This is a genomic window from Corynebacterium tuscaniense (genome assembly GCF_008693065.1).
Taxonomy (GTDB): Bacteria; Actinomycetota; Actinomycetes; order Mycobacteriales; family Mycobacteriaceae; genus Corynebacterium; species Corynebacterium tuscaniense.
The window spans coordinates 1-16,254 of sequence record NZ_VXKH01000041.1; the positions used below are offsets into that span (position 1 = coordinate 1).

Sequence of the window (16,254 nt, forward strand, 5' to 3'; positions counted from 1 at the left end):
CGATGGCTTGCCCGCCTCCGGTCGCGGCGGCCTCGATGGCTTGCGGGTCAGACGCGCGGCGCTCTGGGGCGGGGGCGATGGCGCACAGGGTGTCTAGGATCTGGTGCACACCAAAGTTGAGCATCGCGGAGGCGAAGATCAAAGGGGAGGTGACGCACTGCTCAAAGAGTTCTTGGCTGTGGACGGCACCGTCGGCGGCCAGCAGTTCAGCTTCCTCAACAGCGGTGTCCCAGGCGTCACCCTCCTTGGCTGCGGCGTCGGACGGGGTGAAGTATTCTTCCGGCGCGATGGTGGAACCGCCGGCGGTGCGGGTGAAGTGGATGTACTGGTCCGCCTCACCGTCGGCGTTGACGTGAGCGAGGCCACGGAAGTCACCGGCTTCGCCAACGGGCCAGTAAAGGGGGGTGGGTTGGAGGTCGATTTCGGTGACGATTTCGTCGACAAGCTCAAGGGGCTCCCGTCCCACGCGGTCCCATTTGTTGATCACGGTGACAATGGGCAGGCCGCGGGCCTTGCAAACACGGAAGAGTTTGAGGGTTTGGGGCTCGAGGCCCTTGGCGGCGTCGATAAGCATGACTGCGGCATCGACCGCGGAGAGCACACGGTAGGTGTCCTCGGAGAAGTCGGCGTGACCTGGGGTGTCCACGAGGTTGATCACGTAGGGTTCGCCGTCGTGGCCCTCCGGCGCGTATTCGAATTGCAGCGCCGATGACGCGATGGAGATGCCACGGTCCTTCTCCATCTCCATCCAGTCAGACACCGTCGCCTTTCGGTTGCCCTTGCCGTGCACCGCGCCGGCCTCCGCGATGACGTGCGCGTGCAGCGCCAGTGCTTCCGTCAACGTTGACTTACCGGCGTCCGGGTGTGCGATGACGGCGAATGTGCGGCGGCGGGCGGCCTCGGAAACGGTGCTCATGACCTGTAGAGGGTAGTCGCTTAGACGTTGCGTGGGCTAACTAGCGCAATGCAGCGGAATCAGGACAGCTTTTCGAGGAAAAGAGCCTGGTCGATCGCTCTCCCGATGGCTGCTCCCGTGCCTGCCGCCTGCGAAACTTGGTCGGGCGAGCTGACAACATTGCCCGCCGCCCACAGTCCTGGCTGCGATGTCAGTCCACGTTGTGTATGGACCCATCCGTCGACGACATTACACCCAGCTTCGCGCAGCAGTTCGTCGTTTGGTTCGAAACGTGGACCGGTGAAACAGGATTCGAAGACGAATTGGTGGCCTGTCGTGCGGACTACGACTCGATCGGATTCCACTGGGCCCACCTCGAGGACGGGCTCGTCGACGATAGCGACACCAAGGGATTCGAAAACGGCGTTCTCATTGGCGGGAAGTTCGAGTCCGTTCGGGAAGAACGTGACGGTCTTTGCCCACTTAGTGAGCAGCTTCGAAATATGGAATGTGAAGCCGGGATTCTCTCCGCCGATAACAGCGAGGTTCGTCCCGTTCACCTCAAAGCCGTGGCAATAAGGACAGTGGAAGACTCGCGTTCCCCATAGAGCGGAGAGGCCAGGCACGTCAGGCAACACGTCGGTGATGCCGGTGGCCACGAGGACATGCGGAGACTCGATGACGTTGCCACTGCCGAGAGCTACGGACCATTTGTCGTGTGCCCTTGCCAGTTTCTTTGCGCGGTCCCGCACGATCGTTCCACCGAAGGACTCGAATTCTGTGTGGCCCTTTTTCAAGAGTTCGGTTGGGTTGACTGAGTCCATTCACAGGATGCCGTGCGCGTGCTCGCTAAAGCGGTTACGCGGACGTCCTTCGTCGACCATGCAGACGGACCGATTCGCCCGTGCCAAGTTGATTGCTGCAGCGGTTCCGGCGAAACCTCCGCCGATGATCGTGACGTCCATGTCCTGATCCCCTGGAATTCTTTCGGTATATTCTCGCGTTGAAGACACTAGTTGCTCGAGCTTCATCGCGGGAGGTTCGACTGGGCGTTATTAGAGGGTAGCCGAGTTAAGTGACTTGTACGCAAATGAGAGGAAAACACATGAAAATCGGCGTGATCATAGGATCTATCCGTAACGGACGCACCGCGGAGAAGGTCGCCGGCTGGCTGAAGGAGAACATCGGGGAGCGCGAAGGCTTCGAGTATGAGTTCATCGACCTTGCAGATTTTGAGCTCCCGCTTTACGACGGCGCCGGCCTCCCCATGCTCATGAACAAGCAGTACGACAATGATGAGGTGACTCGCTGGTCCCAGGCGATCGATGCCTGTGACGGGTTCATCTTCATCACTCCGGAGTACAACCACTCCGTGCCGGCCGCACTGAAGAATGCCGTGGATACCCTGGGGCCGGAGTGGGTGGGCAAGCCCATCGCCTTCGTCGGCTACGGCAGCCTTGGAGCAATCCGCGCGGTCGAGCACTGGCGACAGATTGCGTCGAACTTCCACATGCACGACGTGCGCGAGCAGCTTGGTTTCATCCAGGCGATGGAGATGCGCGATGGCTTCAACCCGATGCCGCACCGCGCGACGGAGCTCGCCGCACTGTGTGACCGGCTGGAGGAGTACGCCGGGAAGTTGCGAGGCTAGTTTCTCGCGTGGATCTCGTTCTGCGCGCGCTGGAGGCCCTGAGTGACGACGAGTCGGGCAGCCTCCGCAGCCAGGGCGATCTGCACGTCAAGGCCCTTGTCCTTGACAGGGCCAAGAACCCAGTCGGGGACCGGGGTGCCCTTCGGTGGGCGGCCAATGCCGATGCGCACGCGGATGTAATCGCGGGTACCCAGATGCTCGGTCAGGGACTTCAGGCCGTTGTGGCCGTTCTCATTTCCGCCTAGTTTCACGCGCACTTTCCCTGCGGGTAGGTCCAGCTCGTCGTGGAGGACCACGATGCGCTCAGGCGGAATCCCAAGTTTTTCTGCCACTGGCGCGATGCCCTCACCAGAGAGATTCATGTAGGTCGTTGAACGCACGGCGAACGCCGAAGTGTCTGGGATTAGTGCCCCATGTGCCTTGATGCCGGGAAGCGGCTGTAGGGGAGCGTCGATAACCTCATCGAGTGCCATATAGCCCACGTTGTGCCTGGTAGCGGAGTATTGCGGGCTGGGGTTGCCCAGGCCGACGATGAGCCAATCGGCGTCGATCGCGGCGAGGTTGAAGCCACGGTCTTGGGCGGGGGCCGGTGCGGGGGAAGACGAAAACAGCCTGCGCAGGAAATTAAACACGGTGCCAAGTCTATGGGACGTGCGCGTTATGGTGGATCCCATGCCACCTGAACTTCCCGCACGTTTGCCCCGCGTCATCGCCGCTCCCATGGCGGGTGGTCCCAGCACCCCGGAGCTGGTCAACGCGGTCGGTTTCGGCTTCCTCGCCTGGGGCACGTGCACGTTTGAGCAGGCACGCGACGAGCTGGCGCGGGTTGAGGAGCCCTTCGGGGTGAACCTTTTCTACCCGCAGCGCGAGCAGCCGCGCCGGGAAGACCTGGAGGCGCTCGCATCCGAGCTTGGCGCAGAGATCCCTGAGCCGGATTACACGTTCGGCTTCCACGACAAACTCGGGCTGGCGTTGGCCGATGGCCGCGCCACCATCATCTCCTGCACCTTCGGCTGCTTCACGGAGGAAGAGCTCCGCCGCATCCATGACGCAGGCATTCAGGCGTGGGTGACGGTCACGAACGAGGTGGACGCGCTCAAAGCGACCGAGCGGGGCGCGGATGGCCTAATCGTGCAAGGCCCCAAGGCCGGCGGTCACCGCGCCACGTGGACGCTCGCGGAGGAGCCGGATGCACGGCCACTCGAGAGGCTTCTCGACGGCATCTTCCGCCACGTCAACGTTCCCCTCATCGCCGCTGGTGGTGCGCGCACGCACGAGGATGTGGAGCGCCTCATCGAGTGGGGCGCAACGTCTGTCGCCTGCGGAAGTGCTTTCTTGCTTGCTGACGAAGCCGGCACCTCCGACCGCAACCGTTCCGTCTTGCGCGAGGGCGGGGAGTCTGTGTCCACCCGTGCCTTTTCTGGACGCTATGCGCGTGGTGTGGAGACCCGCTTTACGCGTGAGCACGAGAACCTTCCGCCGCTGTACCCGCATCTGAATGCCATGCAAAAATCGCTGCGCTGCGACCCGGACCATGCCTATTGCTTGGTGGGTGAGGACTTCGTGGGCAAGCTGGCCGAGGGGCCAGCGGTCGAGATTGAGGCGAAACTGCTGGGGCAGTAGCGCATCTCCTTAAAGGGCAGCGAGTTAGAGGGCAGCGAGGAGTTCGTCGGCGGCATTAGCGAGCGTGATGGGAAGTTCGGCGGACTCTTGTTTGCTGAATGGCTTGAGCACGTAGTCGGCCGGTGCCTGGCGGCCGGGTGGGCGGCCGATGCCGATGGCGAGACGGTTGTAATTCGGGGTGCCCAGGGATTTAGTCACGGACTTCAGTCCGTTGTGGCCGTGGTCGCCACCGCCCAAGCGGAGTTTGACGTGGCCGAAGTCGAGGTCGAGTTCGTCGTAGATGATGTAGATGTCCGTAGGCTTGATTCCGTAGTAGCTGGCCAGAGCTTTAACTGGGCCCCCGGAGACATTCATGAAGCCGCGGGTGCGGGCCAGGATTGTGCGGCGGTTGGTTAGGCGCCCGGCAGTGAGTTCGGCGACTTCGGTGTTTGTCTTCTTGTGCACGCTCAGCTGCGCGGGCATGGGGCTGGTGCGGTCCAAGAGTTCGTCGACAAGCATGGCTCCCGCATTGTGGCGGGTTTGGGCATAGATGGTGCCGGGGTTACCCAGGCCGACGATGAGAACCGGTGAAGACGCAGACATGCAGTCCAGCATAAATGAAGAAACGGCCGGCAACCCCGCGGTGGGGTGCCGGCCGTTGAGGCGTTTAGCCGTTAGCGTCGATAAGCGGCTTACTCTTCGCCCTCGGCAGCTTCCTCGGTGGACTCAGCGCCAGCCTCAGCGCCGCCCTCCTCAGCTTCCTCAGCGGCAGCCTCGATCTCTTCATCGACCTGCTGGAAGGTGACGTTGATGACCAGGTACTCCGGATCGGTGAGCAGCTCTGCACCCTCCGGCAGCGGCAGGTCGCCTGCCAGGATCTGGTCGCCGATCTCCTTGCCTTCGATGGACACGACGATCTCGTCCGGAATCTTGAGGGCATCGACCTCGATCTCCACCAGGTCCAGCTCCTGCAGGACAACAGCGTCCGGAGCAGCCTCGCCCTCGTAGATGACCGGGACCTCCACGTTGACCTTCTCGCCGCGCTTCACGCCCAGGAGGTCAATGTGGTCAATGTTGAGGGTGAGTACGTTCTGGTCGACGTGCTTCACGATGGCCAGGTGCTTCTCGCCCTCGACCTCGAGCTCGAGGATGGCGTTAGTGCCATCATTACGCACCAGAGCGGTGATCTCCAGGATGTCCACGTGGAAGTGAATATTTTCTTCGCCCGCAGAGTAAATGACGCCCGGCACGCGACCTGCTGCGCGCAGACGACGGGAAGCGCCCTTACCAAACTCTTCGCGCTTCTCAGCCTTAATAACAGGGGTGGTAGCCATGATGGTTCTCCTATGGTGTTCTCACCGGGTGGGGCTACAAAACCGGCCACCCAGACGAAAGTGACAATACGTTCTCGTCGAGTGACCGTGTGATGCTGCGCGAGCAGCGAAAGTCTTCATCGCGTCGATAACGGCCCTGCTGATCTCTCCTGATTGATCTAGATCGATCAGAGCGATCAGCAAGTCCCTCGCCGAGACCTGGAAAATCTTAGCAGCACTCCGGTCGGCTAACCAAACGCGCAGTGGCGGTTAACCAGTGGTGTCAGGAGTTTCTCCCGCGGAGCGTGATAGTGACGCCACGGTGAAGAGGATCACGGCCCACACGCTCATTGCCGCAAGGCCCACGCGGTAATCGGGCAGCATGGCCATAAGAACGATCACCAGTACGAAGTAGGCGGCGCACACGTAGTTAGCCACCGGATACAGCGGAGCCGTGAAGCTGGACGAGTAGCCGCGCTTGCGGAAGTTGAGGTGTGCGAAGTTCACTGCCGCCCACGTGATCAGCTCCGAGCCGACCACAACGGCGAGCAGGATGGTGAAAATCTTGCCCTCAAAGAAGTAATTGAGCAGGACAACGGAACCCATGAGTGCGCCGTTGAACAGTAGGGCGCGCAGGGGCAGACCTTTCTGTGTCGTGTGCGCGAAGTAGCTGGGAGCCTGCCCATTACGGGAAAGGTCGCGCAGCATTCGTGCGCCCGAGTACGTCATGGTGTTGCACACGGATGCGACGGCGGCCATGATCACCAGGTTGAGTAGATGCGCCGCGCCATCGATGCCTACGAAAGTGAGCACGCGCACGAAGGGACTCTCAGAAGCTCCTTGCTCATCCCACGGAGCCAGCAACAAAATGACGCTCATGCCACCGATGTAGAACACCAGGATGCGCCAGATGATGGAGTTGATAGCCCTGGGGATCGTTTGTTCCGGATTTTCAGCCTCCCCGGCGGCCGTTCCCACGGACATGATGCCGCCGAAGGTGAATGTGACCGCGACCAAGGAGAACACGACGCCGGTGGCGCCCATTGGGACGAAGCCTCCATGGGTGGTCAGGTTGTGGAACCCAGCATCGGAGGAAGGCATGAGCACCAGGACGAAGCCAAGGATGATCATGGCCACGAGGGCGAGGACTTTGATCAACGACAGCCAATACTCAGCCTCAGCGAAGATACTCACGCGGGCAGCATTGATGATCAACACGATGACGAGCGTGACCAGTGCCGTCACCCAGTGCGGGATGTCCGGGAACCAAAAGTCCAGAAAGGTGCCCATGGCGGTGAGCTCAATCATTCCCACCACGATGGTGGTGTACCACCAGTTCCACCCAACGATGAAACCGGCGCGGGGGCTGATGTACTCGCGGGCGTACGCCGCGAAAGAACCGGACACAGGGTTAGCCACAGCCATTTCGCCCAGCATGCGCATGAGCAGATACACGACCACACCCACGATAAGGAATGTGACCAGCACGGCCGGGCCGGCATAATTAATGGATTCGGCAGAACCCAAGAACAGACCCGTACCAATGGCAGAGCCCAGCGCGATCATGTGGAGCTGGCGGCTCTTCATGGCCCTGTGCAGACCAGAATCTACGTCCTGCACAGGAGAAGACCCAGCCTGGACAGCTGGGTCTGGTGTTGGGGCGGACACTTTTACGCTTGGCCCTCAAACAGAGTGGTTACGGAACCGTTTTCGAAGATCTCGTGGATCGTGCGTGCCAGCAGCGGGGCGATAGACAGCACGGTGAGGTTCGTCCAGCCCTCGGTGCTCTGTGGGAGCGTGTCAGTGGTGATGATCTCCTCCGCACCGCAGTTGGACAGACGCTCACGCGCCGGGTCGGAGAACACACCGTGCGTGGTGGCAATCAGCACGGAGCGGGCGCCGGCATCCTTCAGAACGCCAACGGCTCCGGCGATGGTGCCGCCGGTGTCAATCATGTCGTCGAGAAGCACACAGTCCTTGCCTTCAACCTCACCAACAACGCGGTTGGACACAACCTTGTTTGCAGCGTCGATGTCGCGGGTCTTGTGCACGAAGGCCATCGGCGCGTCGCCCAACGTGTTGGCCCACTTCTCAGCCGTCTTCACACGGCCCGCGTCAGGGGAGACCACAACGAGGTTGTCCAGCGAGTACTTGGACTTGATGTAATCCGTCAGGATCGGCATCGCGTGCATGTGGTCCACCGGGCCATCGAAGAAGCCCTGGATCTGGGCGGTGTGCAGGTCCACGGACACGATGCGGTCGGCGCCAGCGGCGGTGAGCAGATCAGCAACCAGGCGGGCAGAAATCGGTTCGCGGCCGCGGTGCTTCTTGTCCTGACGGGCGTACGGGTAGAACGGCAGAATCGCGGTGATTCGCTTAGCCGAACCACGCTTGAGAGCATCAATCATGATGAGCTGCTCCATGAGCCACTTGTTCAGCGGCTGTGCGTGGGACTGGATGACAAAGCAGTCAGAGCCACGGACGGACTCCCCGAAGCGGATGAAGATCTCGCCGTTGGCGAAGTCGCGCGCCGTGGTGGGCACCAGTTCGATGCCGAGTTCGCGGGCGACTTGCTCCGCCAGCTCGGGGTGCGCACGGCCCGAAAAGACCTTGAGATCTTTGTGGCTTTCGACTTTCTTACCGGTCATGGGTCAGGTGTTGCCTTTCAGTCAGTTGTCGCTCGCGGTATCAGTTGCGTTCTCACGTGCGCGCTGGGCAGCGTCCGCTGCGGCCGTACCGGGCCGCTTGGCTTCCACCCAGCCCTCGATGTTGCGCTGGCGTCCTTCCTTAATGGCCAGGGCGCCAGCGGGAACATCTTCAGTGACTACTGTACCCGCGCCCGTATACGCGCCATCGCCCACGGTCACCGGTGCCACAAACATGGTGTCGGAGCCGGTGCGGCAGTGGTCGCCGATGGTGGTGTGGTGCTTGTTTACGCCGTCATAGTTCACAAAAACGGAAGAGGCGCCAATGTTGGATTCGCGGCCCACCGTGGCATCGCCGATGTAGGTGAGGTGGGGGACCTTAGAACCTTCGCCGATCTGGGCGTTCTTGGCTTCCACGAAGCCGCCGAGCTTGCCGCGCGCGCCCAGCGTCGTGCCCGGACGGATGTAGGTGAAGGGACCCACGGTGGCTTCATCACCGATCACGCCGAGCTCGCCCTGGGTGCGCACGACGGTGGCGCCGCTACCAACTTCCATGTCGGTGAGAGTGGTGTCTGGGCCGATCGTGGCGCCGTCGCCGATCTTGGTGGAACCCCACAGCTGAGTGTTGGGGTGGATGGTCACATCCTGGCCGATTTCTACGTCCACACCAATCCAGGTTGTGGCTGGATCGATGACGGTGGCGCCGGCGCGCATTGCGCGTTCCACCAGGCGGCGGTTGAGTTCCTTACCGGCTGCGGCGAGCTGGACACGGTCATTGACACCGGCGAGTTCGCGGGCATCGGGGGCGGTGAATGCGGCGACCCTGTGGCCGTCGTTACGCGCGATGCCCAGCACATCCGTGATGTACAGCTCGCCCTGCGCATTGTCCGAATTGATGCGGGTTAGTGCATCGCGCAGCACGGCGCCATCGAATGCGAAGACGCCGGAATTGACCTCGCGCACACGGCGCTGCTCATCCGTCGCATCTTTTTCTTCCACGATTTCTTGCACGTCACCGGCCGCGTCGCGGATGATGCGCCCGTAGCCCGTGGGATTCTCGAATTCGAGGGAGAGCACGGTCACCGCGGCATGTTCGCTTTCATGCTTATCGACGAGCTTCTCAATCGTCTCCGCCCTCAACAACGGCACATCCCCATTGGTCACTACAACGGTGCCCGTGAAATCCGGGATCGCCTCCAGGCCGACCTGCACGGCGTGGCCGGTGCCGTTTTGTTCCTCCTGTACCGCTTGAAGGATGGTCACGTGCATGTGCTCAGCGATTGCGTCCACGGCGGGGGAGACCTGGTCACGCTGGTGGCCCACCACGGCGACGAGGTGCGCTGGGTGCACACCGGCGGCTGCGTGCAAAGAGTGCGACAGCAGGCTGCGTCCACCGATCTCGTGGAGCGTCTTCTGCTTCGTTGACTTCATGCGGGTTCCCGCGCCAGCAGCGAGAACAACAACAGCGCGCTGCGGGGAAGAGGAATCAGACGGGATAGCAGGTGTGGTCACCGGCAGGGTCTCCTTGTAGTTAGTACGTCAGGCGAACAGAATCTAGCTTCCCACAGCTTAACCGTGCCGGCTCAGACACCGGGGTCTGAGACGTCTTTGAGGCGTGCTGCACCAATGACACCAGCAAATCCCATGGCAGCGAGGAAGAGCAGCGCGGCCTGCGGGCCGAACGCGGCAATCGCGGAGGAAATCGCACCGACTATGAGCAGCACGATGCCCATGACCGTGTTGGACACACCCGTGATGAGTGTGCGCCGGTCACCCTCGCACATGTCCACTAAGTAGGTCTTGCGGGCCACGCGCACCGTCGTGTGCGCCAGGTTGACCAAGAAGAAGCCGAGGGGCATGACCCAGGCATTCACTCCGGCTGGGGCGAATTGGGCGCTGAGTACCACGAGAACGATGACAGTGGAACCAACCGCCGCAGCCCACGACATCGTGGTTTTGGAGGACCTGTCAGACCACAGCCCAGAGATGCGGCCACCCACCAACGCCGCACCGCCCGAGGCGATGATGAAGGCGCCCAGCCCTGCCAAGTTCGCACCCTCACGGTGCGCAAGCACCACGATGAACGGGGTGGACAGCGCCGTGGCCAGCAGCAGGGAACGCACGATGAGGAAATTCTGCAGGGCCCGGTCGCCCTTGACCAGCTGCCACATTTGCTTGAAGCCGTGGAGGCCCGTGGACTTTTCCACCTCTGCTGCCGGTTCTTTAATGTCGGAGAACACAATGCTGGCGAAGGCCCACATGGATGCGCCCAGGGCGATCAGCGCCACGATGCCCCATTCCGGCAGGTCATTGGGCAGGAAAAACAGAATCAAACCGACGGCGAGCGTGAAACCGCCACCCAGCGCGGTGGCGCGACCGGTGATGAGTCCTCGGCGGCCCTTGGAGATGGTGCGCCCTTGAACATCCTTGCCAGCAATCGAGCACACCGCCCTGAACAGTGCTAGTGCACCAACGAGGATAAGGGTGGTGATGCCGAGAAGGGTGCCTTTGAAAAACAAAGCAGCAACGGCGATGAGCGCAGCCGAAATGGCTTGACCCCATGAACCGATAAGCCACACTTTTTTGCGTGAGGCGTGCGACGTGACCCACGGGCTGAGCGCGAACTGCGGCAGCATGGAGCCTGATTCTCTGATAGGCACCAGGAAGGATGTGAACACTGTCGGCACTCCAGCGACAGTAAACATCCAGGCCAGAACAGTTTTCGGTGCGACAATCTGATCGCCGATATTCTGTAGGCCGTTTGACCAGATGAACCGGCGAGCGTTGTGCTCCTCATGCGGCATGGGGGAATTCATACACCGGATAGTAGGTGCTGCGGAAACCCACGTCGCGCTAAGTGTCGGCTAACTTAACGCGGGCTACCCGCACTAATCGCACTCAAGCACCCTGGTCAGCAAATCATTCGGAACACCCAGCGCACGCAGTTTGTTGTGATCAAAACAGTGGTGTCTGGTAACTGAGGATTGGCCGTCATAATCGATGACTTCCCACTGGCCATTGGTGAAGTGGAAATGTCCGATGAAATCAGTACCGTTTTGTCCGGCTGTGGCCCATGAGCCATCGCAGAAGAGGACGGCGGTTCCCATCGGGGTGGGCCATTCCTCAACAACGGCATCAAAAGCTGCTGGTTCACATGAGCCTTTAACCGGCTCCCCGCCCGGAGTTTCGGTGAACCTGCGGTAGAAGTTCAGCACTGGGCCGGACGGGGAGAGGCCGATTTCACCCTCAGATGTGCCTGCGGTTTCCAGAGTGCCCGTTGTTCGAACAACCGGTTCTGGGAACTCGATGCCATCTGGTTCCGTACCAGGCGCATTCGGGTTGATGCCTACCTCGCCGGCAGTTTCATTCGGATCTGTTTCGGGCAGCTGCGCGGTGGAGGTTGCGCCATCCGGGGTGGTGTAGGAGACATTCATGGTGTCGTCCTTGCTGGGGGGTGAAGGTCCATTCGGTGCCAGTGTCGCCTTCGCCGTGGACGATGTCCTCGCGGTAGGTGTTCTTCCCGGTACGGGTCAGGGTGGAGTGGCGCTTCAACGTGGGGGAGGTCAGCTCACCGGTTCCGCCATTGTGCGGGATTCAAACAATCCCACCTTCGTAGCAATGACACCGCCCATCACAGTCACAATGAGCAGTAACACAGCCAGAATTGTCAGCAAGATTTTGTCGGTCTTTGACATCGTTGACGGGACTCCAAAGGCACGGGGTGAAAGCGTTTCGGCTTAAGGGTAGCTGGTGGGGCGCGGGGAAACGTCGATAAGCAAATGCCTTATTTCGAGCCTCGAGCCAGATTTGGTAAGCTCTGGGACGTCTTTCCCCATGGTGTAATTGGCAACACTACGGTTTTTGGTACCGTCATTCTAGGTTCGAGTCCTGGTGGGGAAGCTTTTTTATTGCCTGACTTGTACTGCAGAAAGCGCGCACTGAGGTTTTATAGGGCTTATGGCACACGATTCAACCGACCTACCCATGCTGGCTGGGGTGCTCACCCAAGCCATGACGGATCCGAAGCTCACTGGCCTGCTGAAACGGGTGGGGGAGGAATCGCTCCACATCACGGGCATTGATCAGGTGTGGCCGTGGGCGACGGGCACGATTGCGCGTAAGGCGCCCGTGCTGCTGATAACGGCAACGGGGCATGAGGCGGAGGATCTTTCCGCGGAGCTCGCCGCGATGTTGGGGCGCGATGCTGTGGCTCTCATGCCGGCGTTTGAGACCTTGCCGCATGAGCGACTCTCGCCCGCGGCTGACGTTGTGGGCAAACGCAACAAAGTTGTGAACGAGCTGGATCAGACCCGCGTGGTGGTGGCGTCCGCGCGCGCGGCCTGCCAGCCAGTGTTGCCACCGGTAGAACCTGTCGTGGTGGCAGTTGAGGAAGAACATGATTTCGGTGAACTGACCCAGCGCCTCGTGGACCTCGCATATAACCACGTGGACATGGTGGCTAGCCGCGGCGAATTTGCCACGCGTGGTGGCATCATCGACGTCTTTCCCACGACCTCCGAGCACCCCGTGCGCATTGAATTCTGGGGCGACGAGGTCACGGAACTGCGCTCCTTCGCCGTCGCGGATCAGCGCACCATCGAAGACATCAGCGCGGTTGATCTGCACCCCGCGCGCCAATTGCTTATCGACGCCTCAGTGAGCACCCGCGCCACCACCCTCGCCCAGTCCTATCCGGGCAACCGCACCTTGGTGGAGATGCTCGAGCGGATTGCGGGCGGCTCCTATCCGGACGGGATGGAGGCGCTCATCCCGGCGCTGACGGACCAGCCCTTTGAAGTGCTGCCGGCGCTCATGCCTGCTGGGTCTGTCGTGTTGGTGACATCCCCGGAGAAGGTACGCACCCGTATTGCTGATTTGCAGGCCACTGATGAGGAATTCCTTGAAGCTGGGTGGGAGGCCGCCGCGATGGGGGCCGAAGGCCCGGTGGCTGCCGAGGGCCTGGATGTTTCGGCGAGCTCGTACCGCTCCTTTGAATCCTTGGAGGCCTCCGCACTGAAGTCCGGCAATGCGTGGTGGACCGTCGCGCCACCGGGGATGGGCATGGCGGATGAGATCACCTTGCCCCTGGAATTTGAGCCGGCGCCGGCCCCCAAAGGTGACCTGAAAGAAGTTGAAGCGCTGTACGGCAAGATCAAACTGCACTTGCAGAACGGTGGTCATGCAGCGTTTGTTGCACCCGCCAAGGGAACAATCGACCGCATGGCGGACCGGCTGCGTGAAAATGGTGTGTCCGTGCGCATTGCCACCCCGGGGCTTGAACCCGTCGATGGGCAGGTCACGCTGTACCAGGGGATTTCCCATGCCGGCCTGACCTTCACCGGGCCGGGCCTGGTCGTGTTCACCGAAACGGATGTGACCGGCAACCGTGTGGGTGACATTGCAGGTGCCAAACGCCGTGCGCCGCGCCGCCGCAACCGGGTTGATCCGCTGGCGCTCAAACCGGGGGATTACGTGGTGCATGACACCCACGGCATCGGCAAGTTTGTGAAGATGGCCGAGCGCACCGTTGGGGACGCCCGCCGCGAATACATCGTGCTGGAATACCAGCCCGCAAAGCGCGGTCAACCCGGCGACCAGCTATGGGTGCCCATGGACTCGCTGGACCTGCTGAGCAAGTACACCGGCGGGGAAAGTCCAAGCCTGTCCAAGATGGGTGGCTCCGACTGGAAGAACACCAAGCGCAAGGCACGCGCCGCTGTGCGCGAGATCGCCGCTGAACTCATTGAGCTCTACGCCAAGCGCGCCTCCGCGCCGGGCCACGCTTTCGCGCCTGATTCACCGTGGCAGCTGGAGATGGAAGACAACTTCCCCTTCGTGGAAACCGAAGACCAGATGGCTGCCATTGAGGCGGTGAAGGCGGACATGGAAAAGCCATCGCCGATGGACCGCGTCATCGTGGGCGACGTGGGCTTTGGCAAGACCGAAGTCGCGGTGCGCGCCGCGTTCAAGGCGGTGCAGGATGGCAAGCAGGTCGCGGTGCTCGTGCCCACGACGCTGCTGTCCCAGCAGCACTACGCCACCTTCACCCAGCGCATGGATGGCTTCGGGGTGGAGATACGGGAACTGTCCCGCTTCACCACCGCCGCCGAGGCGAAGAAGACGCTGAAGGGCCTTGCGGACGGCTCCGTCGACATCGTGATCGGTACCCACCGCCTCCTGCAGACGGGCGTGCAGTGGAAGAACCTGGGCCTCATCGTGGTGGATGAGGAACAGCGCTTCGGTGTGGAGCACAAGGAGCACATCAAGGCGCTCAAGTCCCACGTGGACGTTCTCACCATGACGGCAACGCCGATTCCGCGCACCCTGGAGATGTCCCTGACGGGTATCCGTGAGATGACCTCGATTACCACCCCGCCCGAGGACCGCCACCCGGTGCTCACTTATGTCGGCGCACAGGAGGATAAGCAGATTGCCGCTGCGATCCGCCGCGAATTGCTTCGGGACGGCCAGGTGTTCTACATCCACAACAAAGTCGCCGACATTGAGAAAACGGCGCGCCACCTGCGTGAGCTCGTACCGGAGGCGCGCATTGTCGTGGCGCATGGCCAGATGGGCGAGCAGCTGCTGGAACAAACCGTGCAGGGCTTCTGGAACCGCGAGTACGACGTGCTGGTGTGCACCACCATCGTGGAAACCGGCCTGGATATTGCGAACGCGAACACCCTCATCGTGGAAAACGCGCAGAACATGGGCCTGTCCCAGCTCCACCAGCTGCGCGGTCGTGTGGGCCGATCCCGCGAGCGTGGCTACGCCTATTTCTTGTACCCCAAGGACAAGGTGCTCACGGAGACCTCCTATGACCGCTTGGCCACCATCGCCCAGCACAATGACTTGGGTGCTGGCATGGCGGTGGCGCAAAAGGACCTGGAGATGCGTGGCGCCGGCAACGTTTTAGGCGCACAACAGTCCGGCCATATCGCCGGTGTTGGTTTTGACATGTACGTCCGCCTCGTCGGCGAGGCAGTGGAGACCTTCAAGTCCCTCATGTCCGGCGATGTCGTGGATGCCACCGACCAGGGGCCGAAGGAGATTCGCATTGATCTGCCTGTGGACGCCCACATTCCGGAGTCCTATATCAACTCCGAGCGCCTCCGCCTGGAAAGCTACCGCAAACTCGCCGCCGCACGTGATAACGCGGAGCTGGCGCACGTCGCCGAAGAACTCACCGACCGCTTCGGTGAAATGCCCGAGGAAGTCTCACGTCTCTTCGCGGTGGCGCGGCTCCGCCACCAGGCACGACGTGCCGCTGTTTCCGACATCACCATGCAGGGCACCCGCCTGAAGTTCCACCCAGTGGACATGCCCGATTCCAAGCAGGTGCGCCTCAAGCGCCTCTATCCGGGATCCAATTACCGTGCGGCTGCCAAAGCCGTGCAGGTTCCGTTCCCACGCGAAGGCGGTGCGAAACCGGCTCTCAACGCGCCCAACCTCCGTGATGAGGAACTCCTGCAGTGGGTTGCGGATTTCCTCTCTGCGATCTTTGATGCGGAGGAGATTTCGGTGAGGGGTGGGGACGACGAAAAGCCAAAAGGCAAACGTGTCTTCTCTGTGAGCGAGTAGAAAAGTTACGACCATACTCGCAGCCTTGGTGCCTTTTGAGAAAAAGTTACGACTGTACTCGTAACTTTTACTCTGGAGCTACAGCACCAGCGGCATCGCCAGCAGCATCGTCACCGACCACGTGAGGTGCACTGCGATGGGAGAGATGACCCGGCGCGTGCGGGATGCTTCGTAGAAACACAGCGCGCCGAGAACGCCAGCGGCAAAGACGAGCAGCGGGACGCCCATCCCGATGGTGACTAGGCAGTAGACACCGGTGGAGATCACGCCAACCGCTAGCTCATTGAAGCGGCCACGCAGTTGCCGGGGCAGCGCGTCGCGGTAGACGAGCTCTTCGCCGATGCCGTTCAAGATCAGCACGGTGAGCGTAGGCAGCCAGCCACCCGCGCTGGGCATACTGAGTAGCTCTGACACTGGCCCAGCCAACAGTGGGATGTGGCGTACCACCAGCGCACCGAGCAGAAAAACTACCGCGAGCGCGCCACCCATGGCCGCACCCCGCAGGAGATCCGGCACCGCGCGGCCCGCGAATGCTTGCTGGTCGCCCCATACCCTCCACGTGCCGGC

14 protein-coding genes and 1 pseudogene are annotated in these 16,254 nt (G+C 61.5%); 3 read left to right on the plus strand and 12 right to left on the minus strand.

The features are described 5' to 3' along the window. Both F4V54_RS07785 and F4V54_RS07790 read right to left on the minus strand, forming a co-directional pair. On the minus strand, positions 1-916 hold a 916-nt coding region (locus tag F4V54_RS07785; RefSeq protein ID WP_150386765.1), incomplete at its 3' end, for a GTP-binding protein. Positions 917-975: 59 nt separating this feature from the next. After that, positions 976-1,926 (minus strand): annotated as a pseudogene (locus F4V54_RS07790) (NAD(P)/FAD-dependent oxidoreductase). Between the two features lie 74 nt (positions 1,927-2,000). Here F4V54_RS07790 and F4V54_RS07795 point away from each other — a divergent pair. Further along, the gene (locus F4V54_RS07795) at positions 2,001-2,546 is read left to right on the plus strand and encodes an NADPH-dependent FMN reductase (RefSeq protein ID WP_150386766.1); all 546 of its coding nucleotides are present in this window, start codon (positions 2,001-2,003) and stop codon (positions 2,544-2,546) included. Here F4V54_RS07795 and pth (F4V54_RS07800) read toward each other — a convergent pair. After that, positions 2,543-3,220, minus strand: a complete 678-nt coding sequence (gene pth / locus F4V54_RS07800) for an aminoacyl-tRNA hydrolase (protein WP_150386767.1) — start codon at positions 3,218-3,220, stop codon at positions 2,543-2,545. The two genes, F4V54_RS07795 and pth (F4V54_RS07800), sit on opposite strands and share 4 nt — an antisense overlap. Here pth (F4V54_RS07800) and F4V54_RS07805 point away from each other — a divergent pair. Beyond that, entirely contained in the window at positions 3,219-4,169 is a 951-nt protein-coding gene (locus F4V54_RS07805; RefSeq protein WP_150386768.1) for a nitronate monooxygenase, read from the plus strand. The two genes, pth (F4V54_RS07800) and F4V54_RS07805, sit on opposite strands and share 2 nt — an antisense overlap. 24 nt (positions 4,170-4,193) lie before the next feature. Here the strand turns inward: F4V54_RS07805 and pth (F4V54_RS07810) are convergent, their stop codons facing one another. The 8 genes from pth (F4V54_RS07810) to F4V54_RS11855 all read right to left on the minus strand — a co-directional run bounded on the left by pth (F4V54_RS07810) (position 4,194) and on the right by F4V54_RS11855 (position 11,801). Then, complete coding sequence (gene pth / locus F4V54_RS07810) at positions 4,194-4,751, minus strand: aminoacyl-tRNA hydrolase (RefSeq protein WP_150386769.1); 558 nt, start codon at positions 4,749-4,751, stop codon at positions 4,194-4,196. An 89-nt stretch (positions 4,752-4,840) separates the two neighbouring features. Beyond that, positions 4,841-5,482: a 50S ribosomal protein L25/general stress protein Ctc gene (locus tag F4V54_RS07815; RefSeq protein ID WP_102723246.1), complete on the minus strand. Its 642-nt coding sequence runs from the start codon at positions 5,480-5,482 to the stop codon at positions 4,841-4,843. A gap of 249 nt (positions 5,483-5,731) precedes the next feature. Then, positions 5,732-7,048, minus strand: coding sequence for an amino acid permease (locus tag F4V54_RS07820; RefSeq protein ID WP_150386770.1), 1,317 nt, complete (start codon positions 7,046-7,048; stop codon positions 5,732-5,734). Positions 7,049-7,131: 83 nt separating this feature from the next. Then, a complete protein-coding gene (locus tag F4V54_RS07825; protein ID WP_150386771.1) occupies positions 7,132-8,109 on the minus strand; it encodes a ribose-phosphate diphosphokinase in 978 nt (325 codons plus the stop codon). Between the two features lie 21 nt (positions 8,110-8,130). Further along, the gene (glmU, locus tag F4V54_RS07830; protein WP_376998148.1) at positions 8,131-9,618 is read right to left on the minus strand and encodes a bifunctional UDP-N-acetylglucosamine diphosphorylase/glucosamine-1-phosphate N-acetyltransferase GlmU; all 1,488 of its coding nucleotides are present in this window, start codon (positions 9,616-9,618) and stop codon (positions 8,131-8,133) included. A gap of 71 nt (positions 9,619-9,689) precedes the next feature. After that, positions 9,690-10,922: an MFS transporter gene (locus F4V54_RS07835; protein ID WP_211359473.1), complete on the minus strand. Its 1,233-nt coding sequence runs from the start codon at positions 10,920-10,922 to the stop codon at positions 9,690-9,692. 72 nt (positions 10,923-10,994) lie between these two features. Continuing rightward, positions 10,995-11,540, minus strand: coding sequence for a hypothetical protein (locus F4V54_RS07840; RefSeq protein WP_150386772.1), 546 nt, complete (start codon positions 11,538-11,540; stop codon positions 10,995-10,997). 129 nt (positions 11,541-11,669) lie between these two features. Further along, entirely contained in the window at positions 11,670-11,801 is a 132-nt protein-coding gene (locus F4V54_RS11855) for a hypothetical protein (RefSeq protein WP_282958584.1), read from the minus strand. A 262-nt stretch (positions 11,802-12,063) separates the two neighbouring features. Here F4V54_RS11855 and mfd point away from each other — a divergent pair, with 262 nt between their 5' ends. Further along, on the plus strand, positions 12,064-15,687 hold the full coding sequence (mfd, locus tag F4V54_RS07845) for a transcription-repair coupling factor (RefSeq protein WP_150386773.1): 3,624 nt from the start codon (positions 12,064-12,066) through the stop codon (positions 15,685-15,687). Positions 15,688-15,765: 78 nt separating this feature from the next. On the opposite strand, the gene F4V54_RS07850 is transcribed toward mfd, so the two are convergent. Then, the coding region (locus F4V54_RS07850) for a CPBP family intramembrane glutamic endopeptidase (RefSeq protein ID WP_150386774.1) at positions 15,766-16,254 on the minus strand (489 nt) is incomplete at its 5' end.